Origin of the sequence: Pseudomonas sp. 2VD (assembly GCF_005503585.1) — a bacterium.
GTDB classification, from domain to species: Bacteria; Pseudomonadota; Gammaproteobacteria; order Pseudomonadales; family Pseudomonadaceae; genus Pseudomonas; species Pseudomonas aeruginosa.
This window is the reverse complement of sequence record NZ_SCND01000146.1, coordinates 1-13,695: the sequence shown is the minus strand read 5'-3', so window position 1 is coordinate 13,695 and position 13,695 is coordinate 1. Positions and strand designations below refer to the sequence as shown.

The window sequence follows — 13,695 nt, the reverse complement described above, 5'->3', positions numbered from 1 at the left end:
GCCTTCATGTATGTCCAACATGTCATACCTTGATTGACTCGGCCACCAGCACCTATACAGTCGACGTTTTGGTGGAGATGAAGTGGCTGCACAGGATTATCACACGAGTAATAAACTCGCACCGAAACTTGGAGGCCAAGCTTATCGAAAGCTTCGGAAGCGTAGGTTCTGCGCGGTATAGCTTCGAAGAATTTCTACTAGCCAAAAACCCTGCATTGATTAAAGTTAATGGCGCAGTCCCCACCAAGCCGAAAATCGATGAAAAAACTCTAAACTCCTATGTTAATGAATTTTTCGCCGAGCAAAAAACTGTACCACTTGAGTTTTCGTCGGAAGAAAGGCGGCATGCAGTCAAGAAACTAAAAGAAACCATGTTCGACCACTACGAACGCGCCAAAAGCACACCCCCCAAAAATACATATATAAAATTTCTCTATACACTCACCGCTATAAAAATATCGGGAGAGCACATCCATGCAGGAGAGGAATACCATTTCAGGATTAATCTCTTTCGTGGGTATAGCTTATTCCAGAGCCATGTTGAAAATTCACAGCTTGCGCATAAAATTGGGTTCGATGTATCAGGATCAACCAGCTTGGGAGTCATCGAGTTCGACCCACTAGATGTTCGACTAAGCACCAGCCTCAATACAGCCGAGTTCTTACATGCTGCGATTAATGGAGCAAAAATCTACTATAACCTCGAAGCAATTGAGGTAGTAGAAGGCGTAGAAAGCGCGCGCTGGAAGCTGAATAGAGGAGAAGCCGAACTTCAATGGAACTCAAGACATCGTCATTTTTCCTCACTCAAAAGCATCTATGTACGATGCTTGAAGGCTCGTGTTATTGCCAATGAGCTTGGCATAGACTTTCTACCCGACTTTAATAGTGTTGCTTCCAAAGGTGGTGTTCGGCCCAGCGATGTGTCTGGACTTATTGCATATGGTCTAACCGACGAAATACTAGGCGATGCATTCAAGAGACTCAAAGCTGGCAGTCTTAGCGAGCGAATTAAACTCAAGTCTGCCTGGAGTTTAGATAGCGATGGCGCAAGAGCGCATCTAGAGTGCCACTTAATATTTTCCCATCACCATGGGAAGTACAATATGTACACGCAGCTATTTTTTGTAATCGCCGTTGAAGAGAGCCGAGGAGGAAGCACTCTAGTTTCTTTGCCAGATAACGAATGCATGCGCATCGATTACATACTTGAGATGCCTAAAATCTCACCTGAAGGCGAAGTCCTACGAGAGCTAAAATATTTTCTCAAAATGGGAGTGAGTAATTAGCCGCTCCAAAACAGTGAATCGCTTTGCGGTGTGGCGAATTCACTCATTGCGCTCGCCTCCCATCGGTATAGAAAAGATCGAGGCTACGAGAGTCTAGGTGTTTTTGTTAGATCATGCAGACGCGTGGCAGCGTCTCGGTCAGTTCGCAGGACTAACAGGGCATTGTCGCTCCAGCTCGGGGCCTGCTCGGCGATCTACTTTATCTGATGGATGCCAGCCAGGATGAGTGTTGAGGTGGCAGAAGACGTATTTTTATCGACCGTTCTGTTCACAACGGACCATGCCCGTGGCAGCAGTAATGGCCTGAGTTATCGCAAACACTTGTCTTTCGTCGATTGGAATGGAGTGTCCACTTCGGGTCGTTCTCTGCCAGTCATGACCACGCAGTGTGATGGTCAAATCCGATACAAATTCTTGGTCAAGTCGAATGCAATTGCGTGCTGTCACGAGGTACAGCAGAGGTACAGTGCCCAGCTACGCGAACCTAACGAAAACTAACGTAAACCTCCTATAATCATATAGTTAACCCTATTGTAACCTAACACTACCTAACCTAAACTTTCCTAGTCTTGCGGCATTAAGCTACAACTCATAATCCTTTGGTCCACGGTTCGAGTCCGTGTGGGCCCACCACCTTAGAAGCCGCGCACTGCGCGGCTTCAAGCTTTTTGGTCTGTCCCGCCCCGAGTGCCTTCCAGCGGCTGGCCATCTCCCCTTACCGCGTTTTCGAGCGTGGTCAACTCGCTGATCTTTCCGAGTGCGCTAGCCAAACGTCTGCATAAACGGAACGGCACATTGCCTGATTGCAGCGACCACATGCGGGGCCTGCTCGCACAGCTCAGTCGAGCGGGCCAACAGCCGCTCCAGTGCTTGCAACTGCTTGCGGATCACTTCTGTTGGCCGAGCTACATCGCAGACCTGGGCGAACTCCAGCAGCCCCTGTCGCGAGGCAAAGAGGGTCTTGTTGCCTACGACATCCAGCGCCAGTACATCTTGCGGGATATAAGCCGTGGTGTTGACGATGTCGTAGGCCGGTGCCAGGAGCAATTCGCAGCAGTGCTGGCGGCAGGTTTCCAGCACCTGCCGATAGGTCTCTACCGTTGCACCGGCGAGCCGTGCTGCAGGTCACAGGCTTTGGTGTGAATCGCCCCCCACTGCGCGATCAATTGCAGGGTGTCGGCGGCAGCAGCGCAAGTTTCGGCGAAGGCGAACTGGCGCTGGCGGAGCGGAATCCGATGGACGTGGCGCTCTGCTCGCCGCCTGAGCGTGGGAAGGCACTTATCAGGCACTTCCGAAGGCACTACCGGACGATATCGATTCCATCGCCAACGCGGTAACTTCGAAGCACTTAAACCTTCATGAAACTGTAACTTCCAACTCGATCGACAGCTCTGAAAATACATCCTCGGTATTTTCCAAGCCCCTAACCAAAGTCTGGATCGTTTCGTCACAGGAAACGCTGGAGCGCCTATTCCAGAGCGCTTCGAACAATCGGTAAAAATAAAATCCAAATAATCAGACGCAGTTCAAAAACAACCAGAACAGATAGTTTTTCCGCCTTTCCCAACATGCTCCTCTCGCCTTGACTCGTTCGATGCAGCGGATCGCCCATGCGTATTTCCGGCATTGTCCGAGGCCCATTCCCTGTTCGACGCGATACCCGGCGCACCCATAACAATATGCCGCCCTCCACGGGCCGATAGCGCCAGTTGTGAGCCTGTCCACCACTGCATTTCCCTCACTGCAAGGAGAGAACATGAGTCGCTCACCCATCCCTCGCCACCGAGCGTTGCTGGCCGGTTTCTGCCTGGCTGGCGCGCTGTCCGCCCAGGCGGCCATCCAGGAAGAAATCCTCGATGCGGCACTGGTCAGCGGGGATTCCTCGCAACTGACCGACAGCCACCTGGTCGCCCTGCGCCTGCAGCAGCAGGTCGAGCGCATCCGCCAGACCCGCACGCAGTTGCTCGACGGTCTCTACCAGAACCTCAGCCAAGCCTATGATCCTGGCGCCGCCAGCATGTGGGTCCTGCCGGCCAACCCGGACAATACCCTGCCCTTCCTCATCGGCGACAAGGGGCGCGTGCTCGCCAGCCTGAGCCTGGAGGCCGGCGGCCGCGGGCTGGCCTATGGCACCAACGTGCTCACCCAACTGAGCGGGGCCAATGCCGCCCACGCACCGCTGCTGAAGCGGGCGGTGCAGTGGCTGGTGAACGGCGACCCGGGCGCGGCCACTGCGAAGGACTTCAAGGTCAGCGTGGTCGGGGTGGACAAGACCGCCACCCTCAACGGCCTGAAGAGCGCCGGCCTGCAACCGGCGGACGCCGCCTGCAACGCGCTGACCGACGCCAGTTGCGCCAGCGCCAGCAAATTGCTGGTACTGGGCAACGGCGCCAGCGCCGCTAGCCTGAGCGCCACGGTGCGCGCACGGCTACAGGCCGGGCTGCCGATCCTCTTCGTGCACACCAATGGCTGGAACCAGAGCAGCACCGGCCAGCAGATCCTCTCCGGCCTGGGCCTGCAGGAAGGCCCCTATGGCGGCAACTACTGGGACAAGGACGCGGTGCCATCCAGCCGCACCCGGGCGCGTTCGGTCGAGCTGGGCGGTGCCTACGGCCAGGATCCGGCGCTGGTGCAGCAGATCGTCGACGGTAGCTGGCGCACGGACTACGACTGGTCGAAATGCACCTCCTACGTCGGTCGCACCACCTGCGACGACGTGCCGGGACTGAGCGACTTCAGCAAGCGCGTCGATGTATTGAAAGGCGCCCTCGACGCCTACAACCAGAAGGCGCAGAACCTCTTCGCCCTGCCCGGCACCACCTCGCTGCGGCTCTGGCTGCTGTGGGCCGACGCGGTGCGGCAGAACATCCGCTACCCGATGGACAAGGCCGCCGACACGGCGCGCTTCCAGGAAACCTTCGTCGCCGACGCCATCGTCGGCTACGTGCGCGAGGCCGGCGCGGCGCAGAAGGAACTGGGCAGCTACGCCGGCCAGCGCCAACAGTCGATGCCGGTATCGGGCTCGGAGGAAACCCTGACCCTCACCTTGCCGTCGGCCCAGGGCTTCACCGCCATCGGCCGCATGGCGGCGCCGGGCAAGCGCCTGAGCATTCGCATCGAAGACGCTGGCCAGGCCAGCCTGGCGGTCGGCCTGAACACCCAGCGCATCGGCTCGACGCGGCTGTGGAATACCCGCCAGTATGACCGCCCGCGCTTCCTCAAGAGCCCGGACATCAAGCTCCAGGCAAACCAGTCGGTGGCGCTGGTATCGCCCTACGGCGGCCTGTTGCAACTGGTCTACAGCGGCGCCACGCCGGGACAGACGGTAACCGTCAAGGTAACCGGCGCGGCCAGCCAGCCGTTCCTCGACATCCAGCCGGGCGAGGACAGCAGCCAGGCGATTGCCGACTTCATCCAGGCGCTGGACGCCGACAAGGCCGACTGGCTGGAGATCCGCAGCGGCTCGGTGGAGGTCCATGCCAAGGTGGAGAAGGTCCGTGGCTCGATCGACAAGGACTATGGCGGCGACGTCCAGCGCTTCATCCGTGAGTTGAACGAGGTGTTCATCGACGACGCCTACACCCTGGCCGGCTTCGCCATTCCCAACCAGGCGAAGACTCCGGCAATCCAGCAGGAATGCGCGGTGCGCGGCTGGGACTGCGACAGCGAGACCCTGCACAAGCTGCCCGGCACCCAGCACATCAACGTCGACCAGTACGCCCAGTGCGGCGGCGGTTGCAGCGGCAACCCCTACGACCAGACCTGGGGCCTGAACCCGCGTGGCTGGGGCGAAAGCCATGAGCTGGGCCACAACCTGCAAGTGAATCGACTGAAGGTCTACGGCGGGCGCTCGGGCGAAATCTCCAACCAGATATTTCCGTTGCACAAGGACTGGCGCGTGCTCCGCGAGTTCGGGCAGAACCTCGACGATACGCGGGTCAACTACCGCAACGCCTACAACCTGATCGTCGCCGGACGCGCCGAGGCCGATCCGCTGGCAGGCGTATACAAGCGCCTGTGGGAAGACCCGGGCACCTACGCGCTGAACGGCGAGCGAATGGCCTTCTATACCCAGTGGGTGCACTACTGGGCCGACCTGAAGAACGATCCGCTGCAGGGTTGGGATATCTGGACCCTGCTCTACCTGCACCAGCGCCAGGTGGACAAGTCCGACTGGGACGCCAACAAGGCCGCTCTCGGCTACGGCACCTACGCCCAGCGCCCGGGAAACAGCGGCGATGCCAGCAGCACGGACGGCAACGACAACCTGTTGCTCGGCCTGTCCTGGCTGACCCAGCGCGACCAGCGGCCAACCTTCGCGCTATGGGGCATCCGTACCTCGGCAGCGGCCCAGGCTCAGGTGGCGGCCTACGGTTTCGCCGAGCAGCCGGCGTTCTTCTATGCCAACAACCGGACCAACGAATACAGCACGGTGAAGCTTCTGGACATGAGCCAGGGGTCGCCGGCGTGGCCGTTTCCGTGAGTCGTAGCTGAGGGGGCTGGCGCGGGGTGATGCTTCTCGCTCCGCGCCGGTCCTCATCCCCCTCTCCCCGACGGGAGAGAGGGTCGGCCATGCCAGCGGGCAATGCCGTGCCAGGCTGGCAAGCCAAACTGTCGTTCAAGCTGAACGATCCTGCGCAATAATGAGCCCCTTCCACCAGCAAGGACCGCTCATGACCGACCGCCTTCCCTGCCGCGCCTGCGGCCATCTCATCCTGCCGACCACGGCGGCGAGGAACGACGGACTGTGCATGCCCTGCAAGGGCGGCTACCGGCAGAACATCGAGGATGGCAAGCGTTTCCACACGGAGCGACGGCGCTACCTGGCGAGTCCGCAGGCGCTGTACTGGAGCGCGCTGGTGAATCGCGTCTACGATGGCCGCGAGGGATTCGCCGGGCTGTCGCCGGCCGAACGGAGCTACTACGCAGTGAGCGTGCTCAGCGGCGAAGTGCACAACGGCGGCTTCGACCAGTACTTCGGCAACTCCTCCGGCGACCAGTACCAGGCGGCGCGCGCGGGTCTTCGCGAGTTGGTGGCGGAGGACGCCCTGGCCCTGCTGGAGCGAGCCGCCGCCCTGCTGTTCGGCGACGGTCCGGTGCCAGTCTCCCAGGCCGAACGCCAGTTGCGCATGCCGACCTGGGCCGATGAACCCGACCGCGACTGCGAAGCGGCCCTGGATGCGCTGGACACGCGCTTCTACGCCCTGGCCGACGCGCTGGGCGAACGCCTGCTGGCCCATGCCCGCCACCATGCATTGTTCGCCCTGGACGAGCCCGATGAAGCCTGAATTGGATGCCCTAGAGGCCTGGCTCGGACAACCGCTGCCGGCTGCCTTCGTCGCCGCTCTGGAGCTGCACGGCGGCCGCCTCGTCGAGCCGGGCCTGCTGCTCTACGCCGCCGACGAGTTGCTGGAACGCAACCGGGCCTTCGAAACCTCTCTCTACTGCCCCGGCTACCTGGCCATAGGCGACGACAGCGGCGGCCGCGCCGTGGTGATGGCCCTGGACGATCACCGGCAGGCGCTGTTCCTGGTCGACCATGGCGCGATGACGCTGGACTGCTTCGAACCCCTGGCACCCAGCCTGGAGGCCTGGCTGGAAGCCGGGCCCTGCCTGCCCGAATGACGGAGAAACGCCCATGATTCCTTTCGGCCTCAGCCCCGAACAATTCCGCGCGCGCTACCGCCGCGACCTGCAACGCGCCGCGCCAGGCGTGATCCAGCGCCTGCGCGAGCTGCTCCGGCAACCCTTGGAGGAAGGACTGCGCGACGGCGAGATCCAACTGTTCCTCGGCGAGGACGGACGCGACGCAGCGGAAGCGTGGTTGTACCTGAATGGCGCCAACAACCGGGTCGACGCCAGCGACCCGCGCCTGTTTCCCGGCAAGGCGCTGGACCTGGCGCTCGGCCTGGGACATGCCCCGGATTTCGACGAAGCCTACTTCGCCGACGGCTTCGGCGGCGTCGACCTGCTCGCCGATACGCTGCAAGCCTGGTTCGCCGAGTGCTGGTGGAAGGCCGGCGGCTGGGCCTGGCCGATCCCGCTGTGGCTGCACGTACACGATGGCTTCGGCGACGGCCGTGGCATCGCCCTCACCGAACGCTGCTGAACAGGGAGACCACGCATGGAACTGATCCGCAACCTGGACGATGCGAACATGGGCGAAGTGTATTGGCGCCTGTACCGGCGCTACATCAGCCTGTTCATCGAGAACGAGGCCGACGACGCCTACGCCTGGCGCTGCGCCCGAGCCCTCGACGAACTGGATGACGCCGTGATCGAGCGGCTTTGTGCCGCCAGCCTGCGCTACCGCGCCGCGCGCCTGGGGCGGCTGGGCGAGTCTGCGGAGGAAGTCGCGCCGGCGCGCGCGGTGCTGGAACGGATCGAGCCGGGCGAGCTGATCGTGCCCGACCCGGAACAGGGCGACGAAGCGGTGATCCACCTGTCGCTGAACTGCGAATGGGACCGGGAACACGGTATGGAATGGATCGTCCGGGGCGGCGAAGTGCTCTACGTCGGCCCCTTCCACGGCGAAGACCCGTGGCGGGACTTCACCGTGAAGGAACCATGGAACTACGCCTGAGCAGGGGCCTCAACGCTTGGCGATGATGTACACCGCGTGGACGATGCCCGGGATGTAGCCGAGCAGGGTGAGCAGGATGTTCAGCCAGAAGGCGCCGCCGAAGCCGACTTGCAGGAACACGCCCAGCGGCGGCAGGAGGATGGCGATGAGGATGCGGATCAGGTCCATGAACGGAACTCCTTGGTCCAGGGTCGATACGGTGTCCGGCGCGTGAGCCGGCGTTTTTTCGCGTCACCCTATGACTGACTCCCGCCATTCGCGGAGGGTTCAACCGCAACGGTACTCGCCGCCTGTCACGCGCAGCGGTACGCTTGAGCCTACGCTCATGCGAGCGGACAACCCGCAAGGAACATCCATGTCCGACCTGACCCCGCGTCCCGCCTTCTGGCCGTACCTGCCGGGCTACGCCCTGTTGCTGCTTTCGGTGCTGCTCTGCGCCAGCGGCAGCTACCGTTTCGTCACCCCGATGGCGCTCGCCGACGGCGTCGACCTGGTCTACCTCAGCCAGGGCCTGGCGCTGCTACCGCTGGGTACCGGGCTGGTCGGCCTACTCGCGGGCTTCCTCCTGCATGTCCGCGGGCGCTGGCTCGGCGCGCTGCTGGCGCTGCTGCCGGCGACGCTGATCTGCGCCTGGAACCTGTACAACTATGCCGCCCACGGCGACGAGGCGTTGTCGCCGAGTTTCGCCCAGTACACCCAGGCGCTGCTCGGCCTGCTGCTGCTCGGCGGCGTGCTGAGCCTGGTCGACCTGCTCCACGGCAGGCCCTCGACGCTGCTGCGCAAGGGCCTGCTGGGGCTGGGCTGGCTGGCCCTGGTGGCCTGGCTGGGGTTGCTGTTCTACCTGCAGCGCCTGTACGGCCTCACTTTTTGAACTGGTCGTAGGCTTCCAGCGCGCGCAGCGAATAGACATAGGCGGCGCCGGCATTCAGGGAGATGGCGGTAGCCAGGGTCTGGGCGATTTCCGCCTCGCTGGCGCCGGCCTTCAGCGCGGCCTCGGTGTGCACGCCGATGCAACCGTCGCAACGGGTGGTAATAGCCACGGCGATGGAGATCAGTTCGCGGGTCTTGGCATCCAGGGCGCCCTCGGCGCTGGCTTCCTCCAGCGCGCCATAGGCGGCGAGCATCTTCGGGTGTTGCTTGCCCAGGGCACCGAAGGCTTTTTTCACGGCGGGGACGAACTCGGTCCAGTTGTTCAGCATGGTGATATTCTCCGTTGCTTTCGCGCCGGGAGTGGCGCGTCGGGTTACCAGTCTCGACCAGTCTGGACCGCGCCGCCTGCCCATGCGTCTCTACTTTCGACCTGATCGGCTCATCCCATGGACCCACTCGACCGGCTCATCCAGCTCGCCAACCTGCAGGGCCGCCTCGACCAGCGCTGCCAGCTACAGGGCAGCTGGGCGCTGGAGCACCCGCAAGCGGTGCCCGGCGAGGCGACCTTCCATATCGTCATGGCCGGCACCTGCTATTGCGAATTCCTCGATGGCGGTCGCCTCGACCTGCATCCCGGTGACCTGATCCTATTGCCACGCGGCACCCCGCACCTCCTGCGCAGCGACAGCCCGGCGCAACCCTGCGAACCCACCGTGGAGCACCGCGGCAGCATCCCGCTGTACCAGTTGAACGGCCCCGGCGAGGCCCTCGACATGCTTTGCGGCAGCTACCGCTACCACGCCGGTGCCAGCCTGTTCGGCGCGCTACCCGAGCGCCTGCTGGTGCATATGGACGAGTCGACCCAGCAGCCCCTGCGCGCGCTGATCGGGTTGATGCGCGAGGAAGCCGAGAGCACCCGCAGCGGCGCCCGCTCGATCATCGACGCGCTGGCCACCGCGCTGTTCGCCCTGGCCCTGCGCGCCTACCTGGACCGCCAACCGCTGGGCGACGGCCTGTTCGGCCTGCTGGGCGACGCCCGCCTGGGACGAGCCCTACGGGCCATGCTGGAACGCCCGGAGCATGCCTGGACCCTGGAACAGCTTGCCCAGCAGGCGGCGATGTCGCGGGCCAGTTTCGTCCGCGCCTTCTCCGCCCTCGGCGGGACCTCGCCGTGGATCCTGCTGACCCGCATCCGCATGGAAAAGGCCCGCGGTCTGCTGCGACAAACGCAGAAGAGCCTGCTGGATATCGCCGCCGAGACCGGCTACCAGTCGGAGGCGGCGTTTTCCCGCAATTTCCGCCAGGCCTTCGGCGAATCGCCGGGCCGTTTCCGCCGCCAGGCCGACTCCGCTCGCTGAAAGCGCTACCGGCGCACATTTCGGCGATCCGCTGCTATGCAATGTGAATGATTTTCGCAACATCCTGTACGAATTCACTGACAGTACGGCTACACTGTGCTTTCCCGGCAAGGAGGCGCGGGGGTACTTGTCGCGGCACCCACTCTCCCGCTTTACCAGTACGCCCAGGAGGCAAACATGGAATGGTTTCTGAAATGCGTGAAGGAACACTACTTCGACTTCAACGGGCGTGCCCGTCGCAAGGAATACTGGATGTTCACCCTGGTGAACATCATCATCTCCGTCGCGCTGAGCGTCGTGCTCGGCCTGATCAGTGAAAAGCTCCTGCCGATCGCCAATCTCTACTCGCTCGCCGTGCTGCTGCCGGCCCTGGGCGTCACCGCCCGGCGTCTGCACGACATCAACAAGAGCGGCTGGTGGATGCTGATCGCGCTGATCCCGATCGTCGGCCTGTACCTGATCTACCTGCTGGCCAAGGACAGCGACGCCGGCCAGAACCAGTACGGCCAGAACCCGAAAGGCATCGCCTGATTCCTTCCCGCCGGGCCGCACGGCTCGGCGTTCTCCCTCTCCCTGTTTCCCTTCCCGCCCCTGACCGGGGTTAGAATGCCTCGCTCCCACTCCGGCGCCCTGCGCCAACGCCCGCAGCGAGGTAGCCCATGCCCCATCCCATCGACGCACTGATTTCCGACTGCGACGGCGTCCTGGTCGACAGCGAGGTCATCGCCGAGCGCGTGATGTACGAGGCGCTCAGCGCCTACGCGCCGCTGGAGGAGCTGCAGCGCCTGCTGGAAGGCACCTTCGGCCTGACCAGCCGCGACATCCTCGATCGCGTCGAGAAGCACTTCGGCCTGCGCATCCCCGACAGCTTCAACCGCGAGGTGCGCCAGCGCAGCGAGGAGATGGTCGCCCAGGTCCAACCCATTCCCGGCGCACGCGAGGCGCTGCTGGCCCTGGATCTGCCCGTCGCGGTGGCCTCCAACAGCCGCCGCCACAGCCTGGAGCGCTCGCTGGCGCGCGCCGGGCTCAGCGAACTGATCGGCGAACGCCTGGCCAGCGCCGATATGGTCGCCCTGCCCAAGCCCGCACCCGACGTCTACCTGCACGCCGCCAGCCTGCTCGGCGTCGCCCCCGAGCGTTGCCTGGTGGTGGAAGACAGCAGCACCGGCACCCGCGCCGCCCTCGCCGCGGGGATGCGGGTGATCGGCTTCGTCGGCGCCGGGCACATTCCCGCCGGGCACGCCGAGGTACTGCGCGAGCTGGGCGCCATCGCCATCGTCGAGCACATGCGCGAACTGCCGGAGACCGTGGCGCGCCTGCGCCGGACAGTCTGAGTCAGGGCTGCCCGCAGAGGGTTGCGAACAAGGCTCCCGTTCCCGTCAGCACGAAGAAGGTCCAGTGGAAGGGCACGGCAAGATTCAAGCGCTGGATCGCCGCGACTATCCAGCAAACGCCCCCCAGAACAGCCAAGAGAATCCGCATCAGCGCCTCTCCCAACGTTCTCGCCGAGGAAAAGACTCGGAGCAGGCAATGCAAAAGCGTGCAAAGAAGCAGCACAAGCAGGGCAACGAGCCACAGCACAAGCTTGCCGATGGCGCTTCTCCACTCCTCGTAGAAGAAGTCGACCATGGAGTCGACCGCCCGTAGCACCCTGCTGTTGGCACTGGGGTTCGCCGGTTTCACTCCGTCCGCCCAGATGAGCCGCTGGATGAATTGATAGAACAGCTTGTCGCTTGGTTGGGAAATGGATAATGCGTCGATCATTGCGCGCAGTACCAGGCGCGCCTGCATCCCCAGGAAGATCATGTATGGACCGCTGAAGGCAATGATGAAAACGACGCCCCAATACAGTTTCAGATAGGCGGGCAGGTTGTCGACAAACTCGAAATAGCCCTGCCTGTCAGCCCCCAGGGTAATGATGAGAGTGGCGATGACCGCAATGAGCGCAGCCAACAGCGTGACCAGACGAGCAAGGTCCCGGGGAGGCAGAAAGAATCGCAGCATCACTGCGCCGTCGATATCCTTCGCGGCCTTCGAATTCACCTCCTTCCAGAGGCGCCAGTTCTCCACCAGATCGCCCGCCAGGCAGCGGAGGTTACCGCCATAGGCCCGGTACCGCAGCCGGAACCATTGCCGTTCGTAGAGGGAAAGCTGGACGTAGCGACTGCTCTCGGCGGAGCGCTCGAAGCCTCCCAGGTTCTCCACATTGCGACAGCGCGTATCGACGACGATATCGCCTATCCGTAGCGCAGCGATCAGAAACGGGAACAGATAGAAAGGGAGCAGACTCCTGGCTTCGTAGAGGTACTGTCCGGAGTGGCAATACAAGTCCCAGAACATCGTGATCAACACGAAGAAGAAATACAGCAGGGGAACCCAGTAGTCCCTGTGTTTCAGCAATTGAAAGAATGGCGCCCGGATAAAGATCCGGTAGTGATCTCCCACGTCCTCATAAAGATCCTGCACCGAACGTTGCGAAGCGCTTCCCATCGAGAATTCATCCTTGTAACAGCCGCTAGAGACTCTTCCAGGTCAGGTACACCCGCAAGTCGAACTCCAGCTGGTGATAGTCCGGCAGCATGTACTGGCAGAGCTGGTAGAACGCCTTGTTGTGCTCGCTTTCCTTCAGGTGGGCGAGTTCGTGGACGACGATCATCCGCAGGAACTCCGGGGCGGCGTCCTTGAACAGGGAAGCCACGCGGATTTCCTTCTTCGCCTTGAGCTTGCCGCCCTGCACCCGCGAGATCGCGGTGTGCAGGCCGAGGGCACGCTGGACCACGTCGAGCTTGTTGTCGTAGAGCACCTTGTCCAGGCCCGGCGCGTTGCGCAGGTGTTCCTGCTTGAGGTTCATGGTGTAGGCGTACAGCGCCTTGTCACTCTGCACATCGTGACGCCCCGGGTAGCGGCGCTCGAGGTACTCGCCCAGGCGGTTCTCGGCGATCAGCTGGCGGACCTGGTCCTGCAGCGATGCGGGATAGGCCTGGAGGTACTTGAGGGGGATCATGCACGGGTCCGGCGGTTCGCGGAAAACGCCCAGTGTACCGCGTCGGGAGCTCCGGCGGCCGACCGCCGCTTCGGGTAAGATGCGCGCCGTTTCCGATGAGCGGAGTGGGACAGTGGCAAGTACAGATGTGCTGATCGTTGGCGCCGGGGCGGCCGGGCTGATGTGTGCGATGACGGCGGCCGGACGCGGGCGCCGCGTGCGGGTACTCGACCACGCCAACAAGGCCGGCAAGAAGATCCTCATGTCCGGCGGCGGGCGCTGCAATTTCACCAACCTGTACACCGAGCCGGCCAACTTCCTTTCGCGCAACCCGCACTTCTGCAAGTCGGCGCTGGCCCGCTACACCCAGTGGGACTTCATCGGCCTGGTGGCCAAGCACCAGGTGCCGTACCACGAGAAGAAACTCGGCCAGCTGTTCTGCGACAACAAGTCCAGCGACATCCTCGAGATGCTGCTGCGCGAATGCGCCGAGGCCGGAGCGGAAATCCTGCTGGACACCTCGATCGAAGAGATCGCCCGCGACGACGCCGGCTACCGCCTGCGTACCAGCGCCGGCGAGATGCGCTGCGAGTCGCTGGTGATCGCCAGCGG

General features: G+C 62.7%; 16 protein-coding genes and 1 pseudogene. 11 read left to right on the top strand and 6 right to left on the bottom strand.

Translation table 11 applies throughout. From position 1 onward, the window contains the following. Positions 1-1,289: hypothetical protein (locus FFS27_RS17130; protein WP_218570988.1), on the top strand; the 1,289-nt coding region annotated here is incomplete at its 5' end. Positions 1,290-2,051: 762 nt separating this feature from the next. On the opposite strand, the pseudogene FFS27_RS17125 reads toward FFS27_RS17130, so the two are convergent. Together FFS27_RS17125 and FFS27_RS33285 are read right to left on the bottom strand one after the other, a co-directional pair. Then, positions 2,052-2,330 (bottom strand): annotated as a pseudogene (locus FFS27_RS17125) (type II toxin-antitoxin system HipA family toxin); the annotation flags it as partial. Positions 2,331-2,757: 427 nt separating this feature from the next. After that, positions 2,758-2,901 (bottom strand): hypothetical protein, encoded by a 144-nt coding sequence (locus FFS27_RS33285; RefSeq protein WP_003085001.1) that lies wholly within the window; start codon positions 2,899-2,901, stop codon positions 2,758-2,760. 99 nt (positions 2,902-3,000) lie between these two features. Here FFS27_RS33285 and impA point away from each other — a divergent pair, with 99 nt between their 5' ends. The 5 genes from impA to FFS27_RS17090 all read left to right on the top strand — a co-directional run bounded on the left by impA (position 3,001) and on the right by FFS27_RS17090 (position 7,872). After that, the gene (impA, locus tag FFS27_RS17110; RefSeq protein ID WP_021263067.1) at positions 3,001-5,772 is read left to right on the top strand and encodes an ImpA family metalloprotease; all 2,772 of its coding nucleotides are present in this window, start codon (positions 3,001-3,003) and stop codon (positions 5,770-5,772) included. Between the two features lie 190 nt (positions 5,773-5,962). Next, positions 5,963-6,577, top strand: coding sequence for a DMP19 family protein (locus tag FFS27_RS17105; protein ID WP_019485371.1), 615 nt, complete (start codon positions 5,963-5,965; stop codon positions 6,575-6,577). Then, entirely contained in the window at positions 6,567-6,914 is a 348-nt protein-coding gene (locus tag FFS27_RS17100; RefSeq protein ID WP_021263068.1) for an SMI1/KNR4 family protein, read from the top strand. Before FFS27_RS17105 ends, FFS27_RS17100 begins: the two co-directional genes overlap by 11 nt. A 13-nt stretch (positions 6,915-6,927) precedes the next feature. After that, complete coding sequence (locus FFS27_RS17095) at positions 6,928-7,398, top strand: hypothetical protein (RefSeq protein ID WP_021263069.1); 471 nt, start codon at positions 6,928-6,930, stop codon at positions 7,396-7,398. A gap of 15 nt (positions 7,399-7,413) precedes the next feature. After that, on the top strand, positions 7,414-7,872 hold the full coding sequence (locus FFS27_RS17090) for a DUF6985 domain-containing protein (protein WP_015502266.1): 459 nt from the start codon (positions 7,414-7,416) through the stop codon (positions 7,870-7,872). Between the two features lie 9 nt (positions 7,873-7,881). On the opposite strand, the gene FFS27_RS17085 is transcribed toward FFS27_RS17090, so the two are convergent. Then, complete coding sequence (locus tag FFS27_RS17085; RefSeq protein WP_003084988.1) at positions 7,882-8,040, bottom strand: YqaE/Pmp3 family membrane protein; 159 nt, start codon at positions 8,038-8,040, stop codon at positions 7,882-7,884. Between the two features lie 187 nt (positions 8,041-8,227). Between FFS27_RS17085 and FFS27_RS17080 the strand changes: the two genes are divergently transcribed. Continuing rightward, a complete protein-coding gene (locus tag FFS27_RS17080) occupies positions 8,228-8,743 on the top strand; it encodes a hypothetical protein (protein WP_137952109.1) in 516 nt (171 codons plus the stop codon). On the opposite strand, the gene FFS27_RS17075 is transcribed toward FFS27_RS17080, so the two are convergent. Then, positions 8,733-9,071, bottom strand: coding sequence for a carboxymuconolactone decarboxylase family protein (locus FFS27_RS17075; RefSeq protein WP_003084980.1), 339 nt, complete (start codon positions 9,069-9,071; stop codon positions 8,733-8,735). The genes FFS27_RS17080 and FFS27_RS17075 overlap by 11 nt on opposite strands. A gap of 117 nt (positions 9,072-9,188) precedes the next feature. On the opposite strand from FFS27_RS17075, the gene FFS27_RS17070 reads away from it, so the two are divergent. The 3 genes from FFS27_RS17070 (at position 9,189) to FFS27_RS17060 (ending at position 11,434) form a co-directional block, all read left to right on the top strand. Next, the gene (locus FFS27_RS17070) at positions 9,189-10,100 is read left to right on the top strand and encodes an AraC family transcriptional regulator (RefSeq protein WP_023100767.1); all 912 of its coding nucleotides are present in this window, start codon (positions 9,189-9,191) and stop codon (positions 10,098-10,100) included. Between the two features lie 177 nt (positions 10,101-10,277). Further along, positions 10,278-10,631, top strand: a complete 354-nt coding sequence (locus tag FFS27_RS17065) for a DUF805 domain-containing protein (protein WP_003084974.1) — start codon at positions 10,278-10,280, stop codon at positions 10,629-10,631. 128 nt (positions 10,632-10,759) lie between these two features. Further along, positions 10,760-11,434, top strand: coding sequence for an HAD family hydrolase (locus FFS27_RS17060; RefSeq protein ID WP_003101612.1), 675 nt, complete (start codon positions 10,760-10,762; stop codon positions 11,432-11,434). 1 nt (position 11,435) lies between these two features. On the opposite strand, the gene FFS27_RS17055 is transcribed toward FFS27_RS17060, so the two are convergent. After that, on the bottom strand, positions 11,436-12,590 hold the full coding sequence (locus FFS27_RS17055) for a hypothetical protein (protein ID WP_003118883.1): 1,155 nt from the start codon (positions 12,588-12,590) through the stop codon (positions 11,436-11,438). 25 nt (positions 12,591-12,615) lie between these two features. Beyond that, positions 12,616-13,104, bottom strand: a complete 489-nt coding sequence (locus FFS27_RS17050; protein ID WP_003084971.1) for a M48 metallopeptidase family protein — start codon at positions 13,102-13,104, stop codon at positions 12,616-12,618. A gap of 112 nt (positions 13,105-13,216) precedes the next feature. Here FFS27_RS17050 and FFS27_RS17045 point away from each other — a divergent pair. Beyond that, on the top strand, positions 13,217-13,695 hold a 479-nt coding region (locus FFS27_RS17045), incomplete at its 3' end, for an NAD(P)/FAD-dependent oxidoreductase (protein ID WP_137952108.1).

Excerpts from the sequence above, each read along its gene's own strand:
- FFS27_RS33285 (WP_003085001.1), bottom strand. The coding sequence starts at position 2,901 with ATGGGCGATCCGCTGCATCGAACGAGTCAAGGCGAGAGGAGCATGTTG.
- FFS27_RS17105 (WP_019485371.1), top strand. The coding sequence starts at position 5,963 with ATGACCGACCGCCTTCCCTGCCGCGCCTGCGGCCATCTCATCCTGCCG.
- FFS27_RS17100 (WP_021263068.1), top strand. The coding sequence starts at position 6,567 with ATGAAGCCTGAATTGGATGCCCTAGAGGCCTGGCTCGGACAACCGCTG.
- FFS27_RS17095 (WP_021263069.1), top strand. The coding sequence starts at position 6,928 with ATGATTCCTTTCGGCCTCAGCCCCGAACAATTCCGCGCGCGCTACCGC.
- FFS27_RS17090 (WP_015502266.1), top strand. The coding sequence starts at position 7,414 with ATGGAACTGATCCGCAACCTGGACGATGCGAACATGGGCGAAGTGTAT.
- FFS27_RS17085 (WP_003084988.1), bottom strand. The coding sequence starts at position 8,040 with ATGGACCTGATCCGCATCCTCATCGCCATCCTCCTGCCGCCGCTGGGC.
- FFS27_RS17080 (WP_137952109.1), top strand. The coding sequence starts at position 8,228 with ATGTCCGACCTGACCCCGCGTCCCGCCTTCTGGCCGTACCTGCCGGGC.
- FFS27_RS17075 (WP_003084980.1), bottom strand. The coding sequence starts at position 9,071 with ATGCTGAACAACTGGACCGAGTTCGTCCCCGCCGTGAAAAAAGCCTTC.
- FFS27_RS17070 (WP_023100767.1), top strand. The coding sequence starts at position 9,189 with ATGGACCCACTCGACCGGCTCATCCAGCTCGCCAACCTGCAGGGCCGC.
- FFS27_RS17065 (WP_003084974.1), top strand. The coding sequence starts at position 10,278 with ATGGAATGGTTTCTGAAATGCGTGAAGGAACACTACTTCGACTTCAAC.
- FFS27_RS17060 (WP_003101612.1), top strand. The coding sequence starts at position 10,760 with ATGCCCCATCCCATCGACGCACTGATTTCCGACTGCGACGGCGTCCTG.
- FFS27_RS17055 (WP_003118883.1), bottom strand. The coding sequence starts at position 12,590 with ATGGGAAGCGCTTCGCAACGTTCGGTGCAGGATCTTTATGAGGACGTG.
- FFS27_RS17050 (WP_003084971.1), bottom strand. The coding sequence starts at position 13,104 with ATGATCCCCCTCAAGTACCTCCAGGCCTATCCCGCATCGCTGCAGGAC.